12 protein-coding genes are annotated in these 14,344 nt (G+C 61.2%); 3 read left to right on the forward strand and 9 right to left on the reverse strand.

The genetic code is table 11. The features are described 5' to 3' along the window. Window positions 1-506: 506 nt before the first annotated feature. Genes AC6CH8_RS05445 through AC6CH8_RS05455 form a run of 3 tightly spaced genes read left to right on the forward strand, consistent with a single transcriptional unit; the run spans window position 507 to window position 4,931 of the window. Complete coding sequence (locus AC6CH8_RS05445) at window positions 507-833, forward strand: hypothetical protein (protein WP_498189216.1); 327 nt, start codon at window positions 507-509, stop codon at window positions 831-833. Between the two features lie 8 nt (window positions 834-841). Continuing rightward, window positions 842-4,405, forward strand: coding sequence for a MobF family relaxase (mobF, locus tag AC6CH8_RS05450; RefSeq protein ID WP_498189218.1), 3,564 nt, complete (start codon window positions 842-844; stop codon window positions 4,403-4,405). Between the two features lie 19 nt (window positions 4,406-4,424). Then, window positions 4,425-4,931, forward strand: coding sequence for a hypothetical protein (locus AC6CH8_RS05455; RefSeq protein WP_498189219.1), 507 nt, complete (start codon window positions 4,425-4,427; stop codon window positions 4,929-4,931). A gap of 80 nt (window positions 4,932-5,011) precedes the next feature. Here the strand turns inward: AC6CH8_RS05455 and AC6CH8_RS05460 are convergent, their stop codons facing one another. The 9 genes from AC6CH8_RS05460 to AC6CH8_RS05500 form a co-directional block, all read right to left on the reverse strand. Beyond that, on the reverse strand, window positions 5,012-5,293 hold the full coding sequence (locus AC6CH8_RS05460; RefSeq protein WP_498189220.1) for a hypothetical protein: 282 nt from the start codon (window positions 5,291-5,293) through the stop codon (window positions 5,012-5,014). Window positions 5,294-5,392: 99 nt separating this feature from the next. Then, entirely contained in the window at window positions 5,393-5,899 is a 507-nt protein-coding gene (locus AC6CH8_RS05465) for a single-stranded DNA-binding protein (RefSeq protein ID WP_498189221.1), read from the reverse strand. Between the two features lie 52 nt (window positions 5,900-5,951). Further along, on the reverse strand, window positions 5,952-7,109 hold the full coding sequence (locus AC6CH8_RS05470) for an ImmA/IrrE family metallo-endopeptidase (RefSeq protein ID WP_498189223.1): 1,158 nt from the start codon (window positions 7,107-7,109) through the stop codon (window positions 5,952-5,954). An 84-nt stretch (window positions 7,110-7,193) separates the two neighbouring features. Beyond that, window positions 7,194-7,694 carry a hypothetical protein gene (locus AC6CH8_RS05475; RefSeq protein WP_498189225.1) on the reverse strand — a complete coding sequence of 167 codons (501 nt, stop codon included), beginning with the start codon at window positions 7,692-7,694 and terminating at the stop codon, window positions 7,194-7,196. After that, a complete protein-coding gene (locus tag AC6CH8_RS05480) occupies window positions 7,691-9,463 on the reverse strand; it encodes a type IV secretory system conjugative DNA transfer family protein (RefSeq protein WP_498189227.1) in 1,773 nt (590 codons plus the stop codon). Before AC6CH8_RS05480 ends, AC6CH8_RS05475 begins: the two co-directional genes overlap by 4 nt. A 26-nt stretch (window positions 9,464-9,489) precedes the next feature. Next, on the reverse strand, window positions 9,490-10,950 hold the full coding sequence (locus AC6CH8_RS05485) for a putative type IV secretion/conjugal transfer ATPase (protein ID WP_498189228.1): 1,461 nt from the start codon (window positions 10,948-10,950) through the stop codon (window positions 9,490-9,492). After that, window positions 10,947-12,437, reverse strand: coding sequence for an SCO6880 family protein (locus tag AC6CH8_RS05490; RefSeq protein WP_498189230.1), 1,491 nt, complete (start codon window positions 12,435-12,437; stop codon window positions 10,947-10,949). Before AC6CH8_RS05490 ends, AC6CH8_RS05485 begins: the two co-directional genes overlap by 4 nt. Next, a complete protein-coding gene (locus tag AC6CH8_RS05495; RefSeq protein WP_498189232.1) occupies window positions 12,430-13,845 on the reverse strand; it encodes a type IV secretion system protein in 1,416 nt (471 codons plus the stop codon). The genes AC6CH8_RS05490 and AC6CH8_RS05495 overlap by 8 nt, the downstream gene beginning before the upstream one ends. Window positions 13,846-13,857: 12 nt before the next feature. Next, on the reverse strand, window positions 13,858-14,172 hold the full coding sequence (locus AC6CH8_RS05500) for a hypothetical protein (RefSeq protein WP_091551245.1): 315 nt from the start codon (window positions 14,170-14,172) through the stop codon (window positions 13,858-13,860). Between the last annotated feature and the right edge of the window lie 172 nt (window positions 14,173-14,344).

Here is a 14,344-nt window from a genome sequence, read left to right on the forward strand (position 1 = left end):
GCCTCGCTCTTTAAGCTTTCAGTCGGGCGGCCACAGCGAACTGCGAAGCGTCCGGTGCCTCGAACCCCTTACGCCATCATCTGTTGGTCAAGCTGTACAGACCAACTCCCATTACAGAGTGCCGCCAGGCCTCAAGAGGAAGGAGGCTATCCGTGCCAATCGTCCAGACAGTGTCTGGACGATCGCCGTAGAAAGTACCTCACCACTCGTAGCTTGGAACTGCTGTCGTGAGCCATAGCCTGTGGCGCGTTGTGCCCAACAATCGACCCTCGGCCAACGGCTCAGTCGAAACGGAACGCACCTATCGGCAGTTTTTTAGTCTGTCGCTCCAGACCAAGGTCGCGTTATTAACAGAAGGCGTCTGCATCCCCTCCACGTAGATGCCCTCACCGGCAATGACGATCTCTCCTAACGACAGCGCCGCCACTCCCTTCACACCTCTGGCATCCAAGGTCCACCGGCTGGGAAATCATGCGGGAGTGTGCGTGCGGCCTACATGAACTGCTGTGAACAAGCAGACCTCCAAACACCGAACAGAGGGCGTTCCTGAAAACAGCGCTCAGCACACAGACCGGCTCCTGACTGAACTACGATCGCAGTCCTCCGAACTCGAACGGCTCCACGCCATCTACGGCGAACTGGAAACCAGAAACGGTCTCCTGCACAACGAAGTCCTTCGTCTAAAGCGCGCCCAGCGCACAAACGTCCAAGACCTCGCTCGCGTGGCGGCCGTCTTGCTCCAGATTTCGCGCGCGAAAGGCATCGCCCTCGACCCGGTGACACTCGACATTCTCCGTCGGCGGGGCTGGCTGCCCGCCAGGAACCGGACCTGAGTACGGCCATGACGATGTCCATAGCCAGGCTCTCAGTACGGTCGGGCCTCAAGTACCTGTTCAAGTCAACGATGTTGGACGACTTATCCCCTACTCCCCCAGACACCATCAGCTATTACATGCAAACAGGAACGCCCCAAGGTCGTTGGTTGGGCAACGGTCTCCAAGGGATCGCCAAGGAAGCTGGGGGCAGAGTCACTGAATCTGATGCACGCGCCATCTTCCAAGACGCCACCCACCCGGACACCCAGAATCCACTAGGGCGGCCCCACAGCCATCCACCGCTCAGCCAAGAGCCCACCAATCACAACGCGACGAAGCATGCTGTCGCCGGCTTCGACCTCACGTTCAGCGTCCCGAAGTCCGTCTCCACGCTGTGGGCCCTCAGCCCGCGTCACCTCCAAGAGCAGATACTGCAGACCCACCACGAAGCCGTCGAAGCAACACTGGCCTGGATGGAAGATCAGGTCATCAATACGAGATCCGGGCGGAACGGAGTGGCACACGTCGGCACCAGAGGAGTCATCGCCGCAGCATTCGACCATTGGGAATCCCGCGCCGGCGACCCTCAGCTCCACACCCACCTTGTCATCGCGAACCGAGTCCAGCGCGTCACGGACGGCGCCTGGGTCACCTTGGACTCTCGTTCCCTATACAAAGCCGTTGTCGCCGCCAGCGAACACTACAACGGGCTCCTGTTCGATGCCTTGCACTCCAGCCTCGGTACGGAAACCGACATCCGAGCCCCAGCGCAAAACACTCATAACCCAAGCCAGCAACTCACTGGCATCGCTGAAGCCCTTGTCAGCGAATTCTCCAACCGCTCAAGGCTCATCGACGTCGAGACCGATCGGCTCGTCAAACAGTGGACAACGGACCACGGAGCTCGGCCGACAGCGACAACCATCGTTAGGTTGCGCCAGCAAGCCACCCTCTCGACTCGAACTCCCAAGAATGCTTCGCCGGCACCGTTAAGAACGCTGTCCGCACAGTGGCGCGACAGAGCAATGACCCAGGGATTTGATCCCGAATCCGTCGTAGCCTCCACTATTCGGCGTTCCCGCTTACGCGCGTTCCGCATCGGCGACTTCGCACCGGACTGGGTTGCCGCCGTCGGGCTTGTCACCCGTCAACGTGTGGCGGCCAAGCGCTCAACTTGGAATCGCTGGAACCTGATCGCTGAGGGTGAGCGTGTGTGCGCTGAGATCCGTTGCTCCTCGCCCGCCGACCGTAACTCGCTGATCGATGCCGTGGCCACCGCGGCAGAGTGTCAATCCGTACCACTCAATCAGTATCGTTACGGCGTCCCGGCGGATGCCGATGATGATCTGCGATTCGCCGGGCGCAGCGTCTTCGACTTCCACGGGTCGCGCCTCTACACGGATAAATCGACGCTCGCCTTAGAGGACGAAATCCTGGCGGCGAAGAACGATGACGGCGGTCCGGCCGTCCCGGTCGATCTCACCTTCCAGGCTCTCACCTCATACAGAAACGGCGAAGGGTCTCACCTGCACGATGACCAACTGACGGCCGCGTCGGATGTCCTGCTGAGCTCGTGCAGGCTCGATGCCATCGTCGGGCCGGCAGGGACAGGTAAGACGACAACCCTTGGCGCGGTCAAAGCAGCGTGGGAGGCAGCGTATGGGATGGGCAGCGTTGTGGGTCTGGCGCCGGCTGCTGCGAGCGCCGAGGTTCTCGGCTCGGAGCTACGCATGGTTACCGAGAACGTCGCTAAGTGGCTGCATGAATCTGATGGGTCTGGTGCGGCCGAGCGGGCAGGGCGATTCTTCCAGGCGGACGGTCGGCTCCGTGCGGCAGCCGTCCCGGGCCGAAACGTTGGCCGCCTCCAACAGGAGGTCGCTCGTCTAGCCGCCGAGCAGAATAAATGGCTGTTCCGGCCCAACCAGCTGGTTATTGTCGATGAGGCCTCCATGGTCTCAACATTCCAGCTGGCAGCCTTGGTCCGCCAAGCCAAGGAAGCCGGTGCCAAGATCCTCTTGGTTGGCGATCCAGCCCAGCTCGATTCCATCGATGCCGGCGGTGTGCTTGGTTGGCTTGATCGGCAAGGGAAAGCAGCCCGGTTGAGCAAGATCTGGCGCTTCAAGGATCCGTGGGAACGGTCAGCCTCCCTCGGGCTGCGTGAGGGGCGTCCGTCTGTGCTCGCAGAGTATGAGGACCACGGTCGCATCAGACACGGCCACTACTCGGAAATGGTCGACCGCGCCTACGCCGCATGGCACTTGGATGTCTTGGCTGGTCGCGTCTCGGTCTTGATAGCTCCTGACAACGAGACCGTCCAAATGCTCAACGAGCGGGCCCAAGCCGACCGGGTAAGTCTGGGCGCCGTGGACGCGGAACGTACCTTGGTCCTTCGGGACGGGCTTCGAGCCGGTCGTGGCGACATCGTCATTGCCCGTCGGAATGACAGATCCATTCGCGACTCTCGAGGTGAGTTCCTTCGCAATGGGACGCTCCTCGAGGTCACGGGAGTCGATAGACTCCACGGTGCTCTGCGGGCGTTACGGAAAGACACCGGAGCAGCTCTCCTGTTGCCGAGCACTTATGTGGAGGCGTCCCTGGAGCTGGGCTACGCCACCACAGCCCATCGCAGTCAGGGTCTCACTGTAGACACCGGCCACACCGTCGTGACCCCCGGCCGCCTCACGCGCGAGCTGCTCTATGTGAGCATGACCCGCGGGCGGCACTCCAACACGGCCTACGTGAGCGAGGACGACCCGGACGAGGACGAGATCCTGGACCCGAGTGAGCGTTCGAGCTGGCGGGTGATCCTTGGCGAGGTCCTTGCTGCTGAAGGTGCGGAACGAACCGCTCACGAGGTACGGGACTTCGAACGACAGCGCTCCGACAGCTTGGAGCGCCTAAGCCGCGAGTACGATTACTTGGCTCAAATCGCTGCGGGTCTTGACCTCGTAAAGTCTATAGATGCTCGCGTTCCCGGCCGTTCTGAGGCGATGCGCGAATCCCCCGCATGGGGCGCCGCCGTCGCTGCGTGGCGCAGAGCCAGCAACGTCAATCGTCCTGGCGCCCTGTGGACCTTGAACGAGGCTCTGGACTCAGAAGCCGAGGCGCGCGATCAAACCGCAGTTGCCCATGCCCGACTCCGCAGATTCTGCTCGGCAATGCCCCAATCGCCAATCGATCCGCTGACTGAGCGGCTGACGACAGACCGGCCAGACCTGGCAGAGTTGCTAGACCAAGTACGACGGCGGATTGGGAACCGTGCGGAGCACGTCGCCAAGGCGGCGCTACTTGATGATCCTGAATGGGCCACACAATTGCGCAAAGACATCGGTGCGGGTGCAGATCCGTTCAAGTCGGCAGTGTTGATACGCGAGGTGGCCGCGTATCGGGATCGCTGGGACGTCAATAGCGCGGCACTCGCCCTTGGTGCGACTCCTGCGGACTGGGAATGGGAACACCGCGTACAGTGGGAAATCCTGCAGCGAGCAATTGGCCAGACCGCCACACCAAAGCCAGAGCTGAAAGATGTCCGCAACTTGTATGAGGTGGACTCACAAATAAGCCTGACAAGCGCTGGTTGGCAGCTTTAAACTGGAAGTCGGAGCAAGCATGCAGATGAACCCCATCCTCAAGCCGCGAGTAGCAACACCCGCTCTAATCATCTGGAGCGCAGTGACGTTGGTGCTTGCCGTAATTCTCGCGATTTTAAGCTTCACGGTTTCCGGCACGGCCTGGTTGCTAGTCGCCCTCACGACTCCCTGTGTAGTAGTCCTGCTTTTCTGGGCCCAACGCCTTCGAGGACAACGGCAGTGGCAAAACGACACCGCGGCTCAATGGAAGCGACTCGAAAGCCTGAAGGCGGCTGGCGGGACCACCACCGAGATCACAGTTCTGACCGTAGACGCTCTGCAGCCGACAGGCTCCTGGATCACCATCAGGTGGAATCGCTTCGACTACATCCAACCAGCATGGATCGAAGCACTCGCCGAGCCCATCTGGCCTGGATCTGTTCTGCTGATTCGACCAGATCCAGCGCAGGTGCGACCGGGAGCTCCGTGGCCCGAGACTTACCGGATCAGTGGCGACCATGTCCTGGCGTGGGCACCACTCGCCTAGTCGTCGCGTTCGCCAACTCCCGCGGCGTTTAAACACACCGTGTAGCCGGCCTGTGCCCAGATGAAGCCGATACCAAGGGCCTACAGCGGCCGCCCCCTCCACGATTCCTTGTCCACGCGCCTCACCTGCCCAGCCGGGAACCACTCAACGTGATAGATCCGTCGGTCATCCACCCACTCAACCAGCCCAAAGGTCCTCGTGTATTTGATCGCTCGACCATAAATCTCCCCCACGCGAACCAGCGGCTGACTCCCAGGCTCCAGCTCCATGATCTTGCCGTCGTCAGGTCTGGGGTGACTGTTGTCGGCGTCTACCTGGGCCATCATGCGAGCGAAAGCGGTGGAGTCTTGCTTCGGTCTCATAACAACAATATTAGAACATATATTCGAATGCGGATCGCCCGCGCAAGGAAGGGCCCACGTCCCAACGAATGAGACGTGGGCCCGAACCGGCGAGGGCAGTCAGACAGTCATGTCATTCACCGGAGCTCCGCCGAAAGGGGATGCCACCACCGGCCCCTTCGTGGTCACGTTGTACGCGGGCCAGCCGGTCGCCGTCGTGGTTTGTGGCCCCGTCGCCTCTACAGCCGCCTCGGGCTCGGAGACTGCACGGGCCGAGCGCTGGTACGTCGCAGTGCCAAAGCGAAGGTCTGGCCCAATAGTGTCAGCGATGATCCGCCGGGCTTCACGTCGTTCGCCGTCCTTGTCGTACGCACGGAACTCAAGCTCTCCCGAGACAGTCACGGGATCCCCCTTCTTCAGAGAAGTAGAGGCGTTCTCCGCGAGCATCCGGAACGCAGACACGTTGTGAAAGACCGGTTCGCCATCTCGCCACGTGCCATCTGGGTTCTGAATTCGCTGGTTTACGGCAACGCGGATTTTCGCGTGCGGAGTCCCGGATTCCCCGATCGTCAGTTCAGGATCTGCGACCAGGTTCCCCGCGATAGTGATGGGGATCTTTGTATTCATGATGGGTTACCTTCCTTAGTCGACGGGCTTCTCCCGACGGACATCTGCGGGTTCATGGCCCAGCAATCTCAGGGCCGCTCATTGACGCGTTCGGTCCAGGGATCCCGGCATATGTTGGAGTGGCCACCACCGACCGATCAGCACTGGCGGCAGCGAACTTTCCTCCGAACCCAGGAGGGTCCGAGACCGCGAGGATCCCCTTGGTTGCTGCGGTCACCCGCCCCAGTACCGACTTGGCAATGTCGACGCGCGACGTCGGCATCCAACCTTCTGAGGAGTCGTGCTTCAAGTCCTTTTCCGCTCTGATTACAGCGTCGGCCCAGCCAGCCAGATAGGACGCTGACTGTGGTCCACGATCAATGCCGTGGGCCCGCAGGACGGTATAGGCAACCGATTCAGCCTCTACTTCCGCTAGGCCGCGATGGTTCGCGCTGCTGCCATACAGTCGCCCCAGGCGGTCGTCTGGTCCGTGCAAAAGGACGTGACCGAGTTCGTGGGCAAGAACCGCTACCCGCTCCTCGTCGTTCATCCAGGCGCCAACTTGAATTCGACGAGCATCAAAGTCGGTATAGCCGCTTGTGTAGCCCTGTTGAAATCCCGACACCTCAACCCGGAAGGTGTGTTCCTTCGCAACCTCACGCAGGGAACTCCACAGATCACCGACGTCCGCCCCACCTTGTGCATCTGCGCGAGGCACCAGCAACGGCGTGCCCTCCGTCTGAGTGACGTCAAAGACAGCCTGCCCACGCCAACCAGTGATCACGTTCTTCTTGCCTCTGCTGACGGCATCAACAGGTGCAGTCTGATTCGCTGGCAAAAGCTTGCGCTGCCCATCGGCCAGAATCAGTTCCTGCATCGAGGCTGTTCGGGGCGCGATCACCCAGAGCGCGTGTTCTCCCCGCAGGACCGTTCGTCCATGCCGAGCCCACTCTTTGTAGCCAGCCACCAGGGTCGGCTCTTGGGTACCGCGCTGCGCCATCTGCAGCATCAGCAGGGCGACGTTACCCCCGGAGTACCGCCACAGTGTTGCAGAGGCATCGAGGAGGACTTGCCAGCGCGTGGGCGACTCGATGGCTTCTTCAAGTGCTGAGTGAAGTCCCCTGGTCAGGTCGGCTATGCGTTCCTCGGGTGACAAGCGAACGCTCGACGGCGGCTCGGCGGCTTCTTCAGCCCCGCTTGCGTCGGCGTTCGGTTCAGATGCAGAGGCCACGACAGCCATCCTTCGTGCTTCTAGACAGCCCTATGAAGGGATCACCTATTCATGTCGAGCGAACCTGGCAACGGCATGACGGAATCAGCTGCTGGTCTGGTGGGTGCCCAGCTTCCAGTCCTCGAAGTCCGGCTCGGCTGGCACGATCCTCATGACCGGTTCCTTGTGGCTCTGCAGCCCTACGCATCCGGCCGTCCGCGTGTGTGTTCGAAGACGCTCGACGCCGTGGGGCAGCCTCTCGTGGAACGCCAGCGGACCGAATCCGGAGTCGTCTGACGTGAAGGACGCCGCTTCCGCCCGCTGAAGCGCGTACAACTCTGCCACGATCTCCGAGTGCCGCCACCAACAGTCCGGCACCACCGACGTCGTCAGCTGATACGTGGCCACAAACCAGCGAACCCAATCGAAGAGGCTCTGCCACACCACCTCCGCCTGCGTAGATGACATATCCCGCCACCGATGCGTCACCCCGACGCTGCGCGGCGACGGCTGGAACGACGATCGGAACAGTTCCGCCGTGAGTTCATCATCCAAGTCAGAGACCCGCCCCACCTCGAAGTCAGAATCGTCCGCCTGGGTACTCATGAATCAGCCTCGCTGTTCGCTTCCTGCCGACTCAGGTGGCCAGCGGCCAGCTCTCGCTCGGTCTCCAGCTTCGACCGACCCAGCTCAGCGGCGTCCTTCCGCCGATGCCAGTCACGCAAGTCCAAGAGGATCGGACGAGTTCGTCGGCCAAGCATGAGCGCCGTACCCACAGGAAGGCGCCGAATCTCGTCCAAGCGAATAACAGGGCTCTCCCTGATCTGTTCGCCGTCCTGACGGCCCTGAGATGACCAGGAACGGGTGTTGAGGATCAGGCTCCGCTCCCCCAGCAGACCCGCCAGCGAGCGCAGGTCACGCTCATCCGAACCTCCACCGAAGATCACCTTGATGATCGCAGAATCCCAGATGGTGGCTGCCTCCTCGATCGACCATCCGCTCCGCGCCTGCGAAAGGGACTGCAGAACCACGAGCGTTGAGATGCCGATACCGCCACCATCAGAGAGCACTACAGGCAGGCCGGGCCACGGCGATAGATTCGCTATCTCGTCGAGGATCAGAGAAAGCGGTGGATCGAGTCGGCCTCCAGGTGCGACGAAGGCCAGCTCTCGCGCGGCGTTATCGATGTCGTCGATCAGGGCGGACAGGTAGGGGCCAGCGGCCGCCGCTCCAGAGCGGGTGCCAATGAGGTAGAGCGTCCCCCGTTGCTTGATGAAGCCTTTGGGATCAAACTCCTGAGCTTCGTCTTGTGGGTTCAGCGCCGCTAACACCCTCGGAGATGAGAGTGGAGCCACGGCTGCTGAGACCCCGATCCAGGAGTTGGAGGTGTTCCTTGGGTCGTCTTCCAAGATCCCCATCAGATCTGCTTGCCACCCCAACGCTGCACCGGGACGCCCCAGAATGTCCAGCGCCTCTCTGGCCAACACCGGGCTGGACGACCATCTGCGGAATGCCGCTATTCCCTCCCCTGACAGCGCTGCCGCATGGAGCAGGCACTGGAGCACGATCAGCGAGCGCTTTTGCCATGCAGCATTCTCTCCCTTCATCTCTGTATCTGCGGTGATCACAAGAGCCCGTCGGGTTGCGATATCCGGGTCACCGCAACCACGTACCGGCGACCAGCGCAGCGTCGTTGGCAGACCCGACATGCCCTGAGGATCAAAGACTGTAACCGGCCGCCCATTAGACATCCGCGCTCGCATCGTGACCACCAGGTTGTCAGCTCGCGTTGATGTGGTGACGACAGCACCGGGCGCATCGAGAATTGCATTGATGACCACGTATAGGCCCTTGCCCGACCGAGGAGCCCCCTGAATGACCAGCGACTCTTCGGTGGAAACATGGATAGTCACCCCGCGGGAGCGCCCAAGTGTCCACGAAACATCGTGAATGCTCGGCTTGCTGAGGCCCGGGCGAGTGTATTGCCCACGCTTGCGAACCGCTCTGGCTCCGAAGTCCCGAAGTATCTCTGCCCGGCCAGCGACGCCATCCCTGCTCAGGATGTCCTGCCGCAGCCAAGCGCCGGACTGTTTCCAGGTTCTCCACGCCAGCGTCGACCCGGCTGCGAGTGCCGCAAGCAACGTGAGGACGACTCCCACAATCCACCAGACTGCAGCCATGTCCAAGGTGCAGTTTCGGGAGGTACCTAGAATCCAGTCCGAACGGCCTGCAATCAGCCCGGCGCCTGCAGCGGGGTTGAAGAACGACGGCGGCCTGCCGCCACAGTGCCCAGCATCAGCAAGGTGGGCAGCTGCCTGGACCAATAGGCAGAAAGCCATGTAGCCGGTCAAAGCCCAGAGTCCCACTGAAACCATGGGGCTGCTACTACTCGATCTCGCCCTCACAGGTGCATCCGGTCATCGGTGCCAAACACTTCCAACTCGTCCGTGGTCACTCTGTTCGCAACGATGAATGAACGGTTCCCAACCTTCCAAAGCCCAACGCCCTTCGGAAGGTTCTCGACATGCTCGCACTCAGCTTCCGTGAGACCCAGGGCTTCCTTGGTCAAGCGCATGGCGTCGTGCTTCTGCCGATAGATGATGCGTGTGTCCGCTTCCGTCAGCAACCCGAGTGCTTTCTGACGATGCCCGCTCGTGCTGTCTCCGATCTCATTGAGGTCAGCCACCTTGTGCATGATGAGGAGGTTCGCGATCCCGTAGGTGCGGGCAAGCCGCCATTGCTCGCTCATCTTGGCCAACATGTAGGGATCTGCGAGCATCCGCCAACCTTCGTCGTACACCACAAGCCGCTTGCCGCCGTCGGGGTTTGTTACTGCCGCCTCCAGCCAGGTGGCACTGCAGGCCGCGGCGAGGGACAGCGCCTGCTCGGACGCACCGATGAGCGCGGACGTGTCCATGACCATCATTGGCGCGTCTGCGTCGAAGGCCACCGTGGACGGCGCATCGAACATACCTTCCAAGTCGCCCGAGACCGTGCGCCGCAGCGAGTGACTGACTGACGCTCCGCCATCCTTACCAACAAGAGCAAGCGTTTCCGCGGAAGGACTCAAAAGGTGGTCAAGCACCATAGGGAGGGTCGGCGTCGAGTTTTCCGCGGTGGTCTCCATAAGCGCCATGTCGAGAGCGGTGTGCTCAACGGGATGCAACGGCGTGCCCTGACGCATGAGAGACACCAAAGCCACTATCAGCTGCCGACGCCGCTGCCGGACGACAGCCTTCCACTGAGTGTCCGATAACGAACTAGGCCGGGAGCCAGCATCTAGAGGATTCACACGTGCCGTGCGCCCTGGACCAACGGAAATAACCTTCCCACCCACCGCATTAGCCACTGCCACCCATTCGCCCTTGGGATCCGACGCGACCGCGGCTTTCCGCCCCAACGTGATGGAGCGGGCAACCAGCGACTTCCCACACATGGACTTACCCGTGCCTACCGTGCCGATCACGACGATCGATGGACCACTGATGATTCCCTTGTCGTACAGGATCCACGGATCATAGGAAAAGGCTCCCGAACCAAAGACGTCAGTTCCTATGTACGTTCCCTCGTGGCCAAGTCCTGACTCCGTGATGAAGGGGTAGGCCGCCGCGAAGGTCATTGTCGAGGCGCGGTGAGGTGCCGGCCGCAGTCGATGCGGTCCCCATAGTGACTGCCGTTCCCTGCTCCCCCAATCACCGACAAGGCGCTCGCGTTCACCGCGCCGTTCCAAGGCTTCATCGATCCGCTGTCCGAGTTTGCGCTTAGGTTGCAATGACTCAGCGGTTGTCGCCTTCCTGAGACTCTTGCGTTCTGCGCGAGTGCCCGACGGCGTATAGGTCACCTCTTGGTTCTTCAGGCTCATCGCAATCCCCTTCCCAACGGCAGTCCACCCGCGATGAAGGCTGCCCACTGCTGCCCTGCCAGCAATCGAAGCTCGACGAACGCGCCGGCTGCTGCGGACTCGAGTTCGTGACGGTGTCGGGCGAGGTCCTCCAGGGACGCTGCGGTAATCGTCACGAAGGCCGTCGGACGTACATCGCCATGCCCGGCAACGATCTCTTCTTCGCGTTGTGAGACTTCTTCTTCCTCGGCTCGCTGCTCCCGCGTGGTGGGTCGGTCGAACCTGGCATTGATCCTGCGGCGGGTTTCGTGAGCCTCCTGGGCCGATCGGATGTCTCGCAGCGCCTCTAAGGTGGGAACAGCACGGATAACCTGCGTGACCGTGTGCCGGAAGTCGCCGACATAAACCAGCGGGTGCAGGAATCCGGGATACACCTTTTGCCTCGGCCACTCTGCGATCCAGAAAGTCTGATGGAACCCGGAGTCAGTACGGAGATAAGTCCAGTGCTCCTCGAGGGCCATTGGGCTTGAACTCAGTCGCCGCTTCCCCGCGGGCTGGGCATCCTGCGGCTCGTTGTCTTGCTTCACCGACCCGCGGGAGACCATCTCAGGATCAAAGGAACCCCTAAACACTTCAAGTAGCCGGGTCTCCGAAAGCCACTCGTCCACCCGTACTCCATGACTTGCCAGGGATGTAGTGATTGCCTGTACCTCCAAGCGCAGAACGCGCTCGAGCCCGCCGATGCCTCCGCCCGATTCCTTGATGCGCCTCCTCGACTTGGCCGTATCCACGACAACGGACAACAAGACGTCGTGACTCATGGCGGCTCCAGCAGCGGCTATCAAATCCTGATATGCCAACTCACCCCACGAATTGCCACGAGGATGGCCGCCATTTTGCACGATGGTGTGGTCGTAGAAATCCTGAAGGGCGGAAGACGGATACGGAACCGTGTAGTCCTGCACGGCGATTCTTGCTATGTCTGAGCGTTGCGCGAGTCCAGCCTGCACACGTGACCAAGCCTGGGCCGCCCACGCTTTGTCATCGTCGTCGAGGAGAGCGAATGATCTGGTGGTACATCGCAAGACCACCGTTGCTTCTTTGCCTTGATGGTCGACGATAAAGCACTCTCCACGGCTGGTCATCTGTAGTTTCAGGCTGCCGAGTCCACCTGGCAGCGCAAGCTTCCCCGCTTTGAGTGCCTTCTCGGGGCGGGCGAGGTAACGGGTCTGCCCCAGGATCAGTCGAGCGAAGAACAGGGTGATGAGGCTGACCCAGATGGGATAAGGGATTCGAGCGTGTTGGAGCACTCCCATGAGCATGAGCAGCAGCCAAATGGGACTCATCGTCGTCAGTCCGACCGGGCCACCCGTCGCAGAGGCAATAATCGCCGTCAGAATGCCGAGGCCTAGCAACACGAGCTGGTACCACTTCAGCCCCATGAAGATGCCGCGGCGCTCGTATCGGGGAAATTTGACGGCCTCAAGGGCGCGGGAATCGTCAGTCATGGGGTTTCTCCGGTGGGAAGTGCCCCTCAGACGCCTTGGGCCTGATGGGCGGCAATTGGGATGTGGGCAGCGCGCTGCCGGGACTTCGCACTTCGGGCTGCCGACGGGTCGTGGGGCGGTTTGCATTTGGCTGTCCGGCGGCCGCGTTCCGGCCTACCGGCGAGGGTTTCGTCGACGACGCTTGTTTGCTCTTCTCGGTGACGACCTCTCCACTCACCACATCGTCCTGCCTTGCGGCGCCTCCGCGGGCAGAGTTTGCTCCGTACGATGCCGAAGCATTTTCACCTGAGGTGAGTATCGGCGTCGTACTCATCAGGCTGCGCGGCAGGGGCAGCGAAGGTGCCAGGACGCGCGTGGGGATGTCTCTGCGACTTGAGGTAATTGGTCGAGCTAGTGATGACCTGCCCAACATTGACGCAATCGTAATGCCACCGAGTTGTCGGCTGAACTGCCTAGAGGCGACGCTGCTGCTTCGAGCAAGAACATGGCCGCCGCCAGCCGTTTGAGCCGCTGCCGCGAGTTCGCCGCCCGCAAAGCTCACCAGTCTCAGCGCCATCAATGGCGCTCCGCAGGCAAGAACCATACCGACAGTGCCGGCCGCCAAACCGGCAAAGGACGTCGAATCCGCGAATAGCTTGATCGCCGCTGCAAGAACTGTCGCCGCCAGCGGCTTCGCCAGCAAGAGCGCAATGACGACCTCACACCACCGTCCAGCCCAGGCCTTCGACTTCTCCCAGGGCATCATCATGAGGGCGACCGGTGCGACAGCGGCAAGGACGGCGAGGGCGAACGTCCTGAAGATCATCGAGCACATGAGGATGAACGCGAGAATCCACACGACGATGACCGCCATTACTGTCACTATTGCGCCGCCGACAGCTCCACCTTGATTGCCTGGCGCCAGGGAGATGACGTTCCATTCGCGCTCGGAGCCCTCGGGAGCGCGTTCGAAGCCGAAGAGCCGCATGAACACGACGTACGGATCTGTCCCGATGGACTCCAAGAGAGCAGTCGAAGCAGAATCAGTCACCCTGGTGAGCTGCTGAACCAGATAGACCGCCGCGGCAACCAAAGGTACCGCGGCTGCTCCTCCAACCAGTGCCCTGAACAGCCGGCGAGGTTGCTGACTGATCAGTCCGGAGAGGAGTTGGAGGATCATCACAACCACCAGCGGAGTCATCATCACGATGACCCACCAGTTGGTCAATCCGCCGATTGCCGCCCATTGTGAATCGTCGACTTCGGAAACGCTGAAGGCCCCGGTAATGAACCCCCACATCCATGAGGCAATGTTCTGAAGGACGTTGGCGAAGATTGAAGTGATGGAACCTTGCACGCCGTCGTTGGCTTGGGAAACCAGTCCGCAGCCCGGCGGCCACCAACCGTTGAGGTCACACTCGATAGGCATGATCGCGGGCGGCTAGAAGCCCAACGGAAATGCCGTCTGCGACCACAATATGTAGCCGTTGATGCCGCCAAGGATGGCCGCGACCGGGCCGGTCCAGAGCAGGATCACTCCGCCGCCGGAGGCAAGCCGCGACGATTGGCTCAGCTTGCCGGCCAACAGCATCGCAGCTCCGATGATCGCCACGATCGCGATGACGATGAAGGCGCCGACGAGGATGCCGCCGCCGATCTGCTTGAGTGACTCAAGAAAAGGAAAGTTCGCGTTTGGTGTGATCCCAGGATCCACCGCTGCCAGTACCATCTGGTGCTCCATCCAGTCGTCTTCCAAAGGAATGAGCTGCTTGGGCTCACGACTTCATAGGAGTCTTGGGTAGGAACGACATGACTCTTAGCCTGTTCGCATGGAACCGTGCAGTAGACAGCGGTCCCGTTCTTGGCGGCCACTTCGATGCAACAAATCAGCTATTCCGAACCGCTCCAACGGATACCGATCATGAGTT

The organism is Paenarthrobacter sp. GQ52 (assembly GCF_059759005.1).

Coding starts and splice junctions, on each gene's coding strand:
- mobF (WP_498189218.1), top strand. CDS start 842: ATGACGATGTCCATAGCCAGGCTCTCAGTACGGTCGGGCCTCAAGTAC.
- AC6CH8_RS05455 (WP_498189219.1), top strand. CDS start 4,425: ATGCAGATGAACCCCATCCTCAAGCCGCGAGTAGCAACACCCGCTCTA.
- AC6CH8_RS05460 (WP_498189220.1), bottom strand. CDS start 5,293: ATGAGACCGAAGCAAGACTCCACCGCTTTCGCTCGCATGATGGCCCAG.
- AC6CH8_RS05465 (WP_498189221.1), bottom strand. CDS start 5,899: ATGAATACAAAGATCCCCATCACTATCGCGGGGAACCTGGTCGCAGAT.
- AC6CH8_RS05475 (WP_498189225.1), bottom strand. CDS start 7,694: ATGAGTACCCAGGCGGACGATTCTGACTTCGAGGTGGGGCGGGTCTCT.
- AC6CH8_RS05480 (WP_498189227.1), bottom strand. CDS start 9,463: ATGGTTTCAGTGGGACTCTGGGCTTTGACCGGCTACATGGCTTTCTGC.
- AC6CH8_RS05485 (WP_498189228.1), bottom strand. CDS start 10,950: ATGAGCCTGAAGAACCAAGAGGTGACCTATACGCCGTCGGGCACTCGC.
- AC6CH8_RS05490 (WP_498189230.1), bottom strand. CDS start 12,437: ATGACTGACGATTCCCGCGCCCTTGAGGCCGTCAAATTTCCCCGATAC.
- AC6CH8_RS05495 (WP_498189232.1), bottom strand. CDS start 13,845: ATGCCTATCGAGTGTGACCTCAACGGTTGGTGGCCGCCGGGCTGCGGA.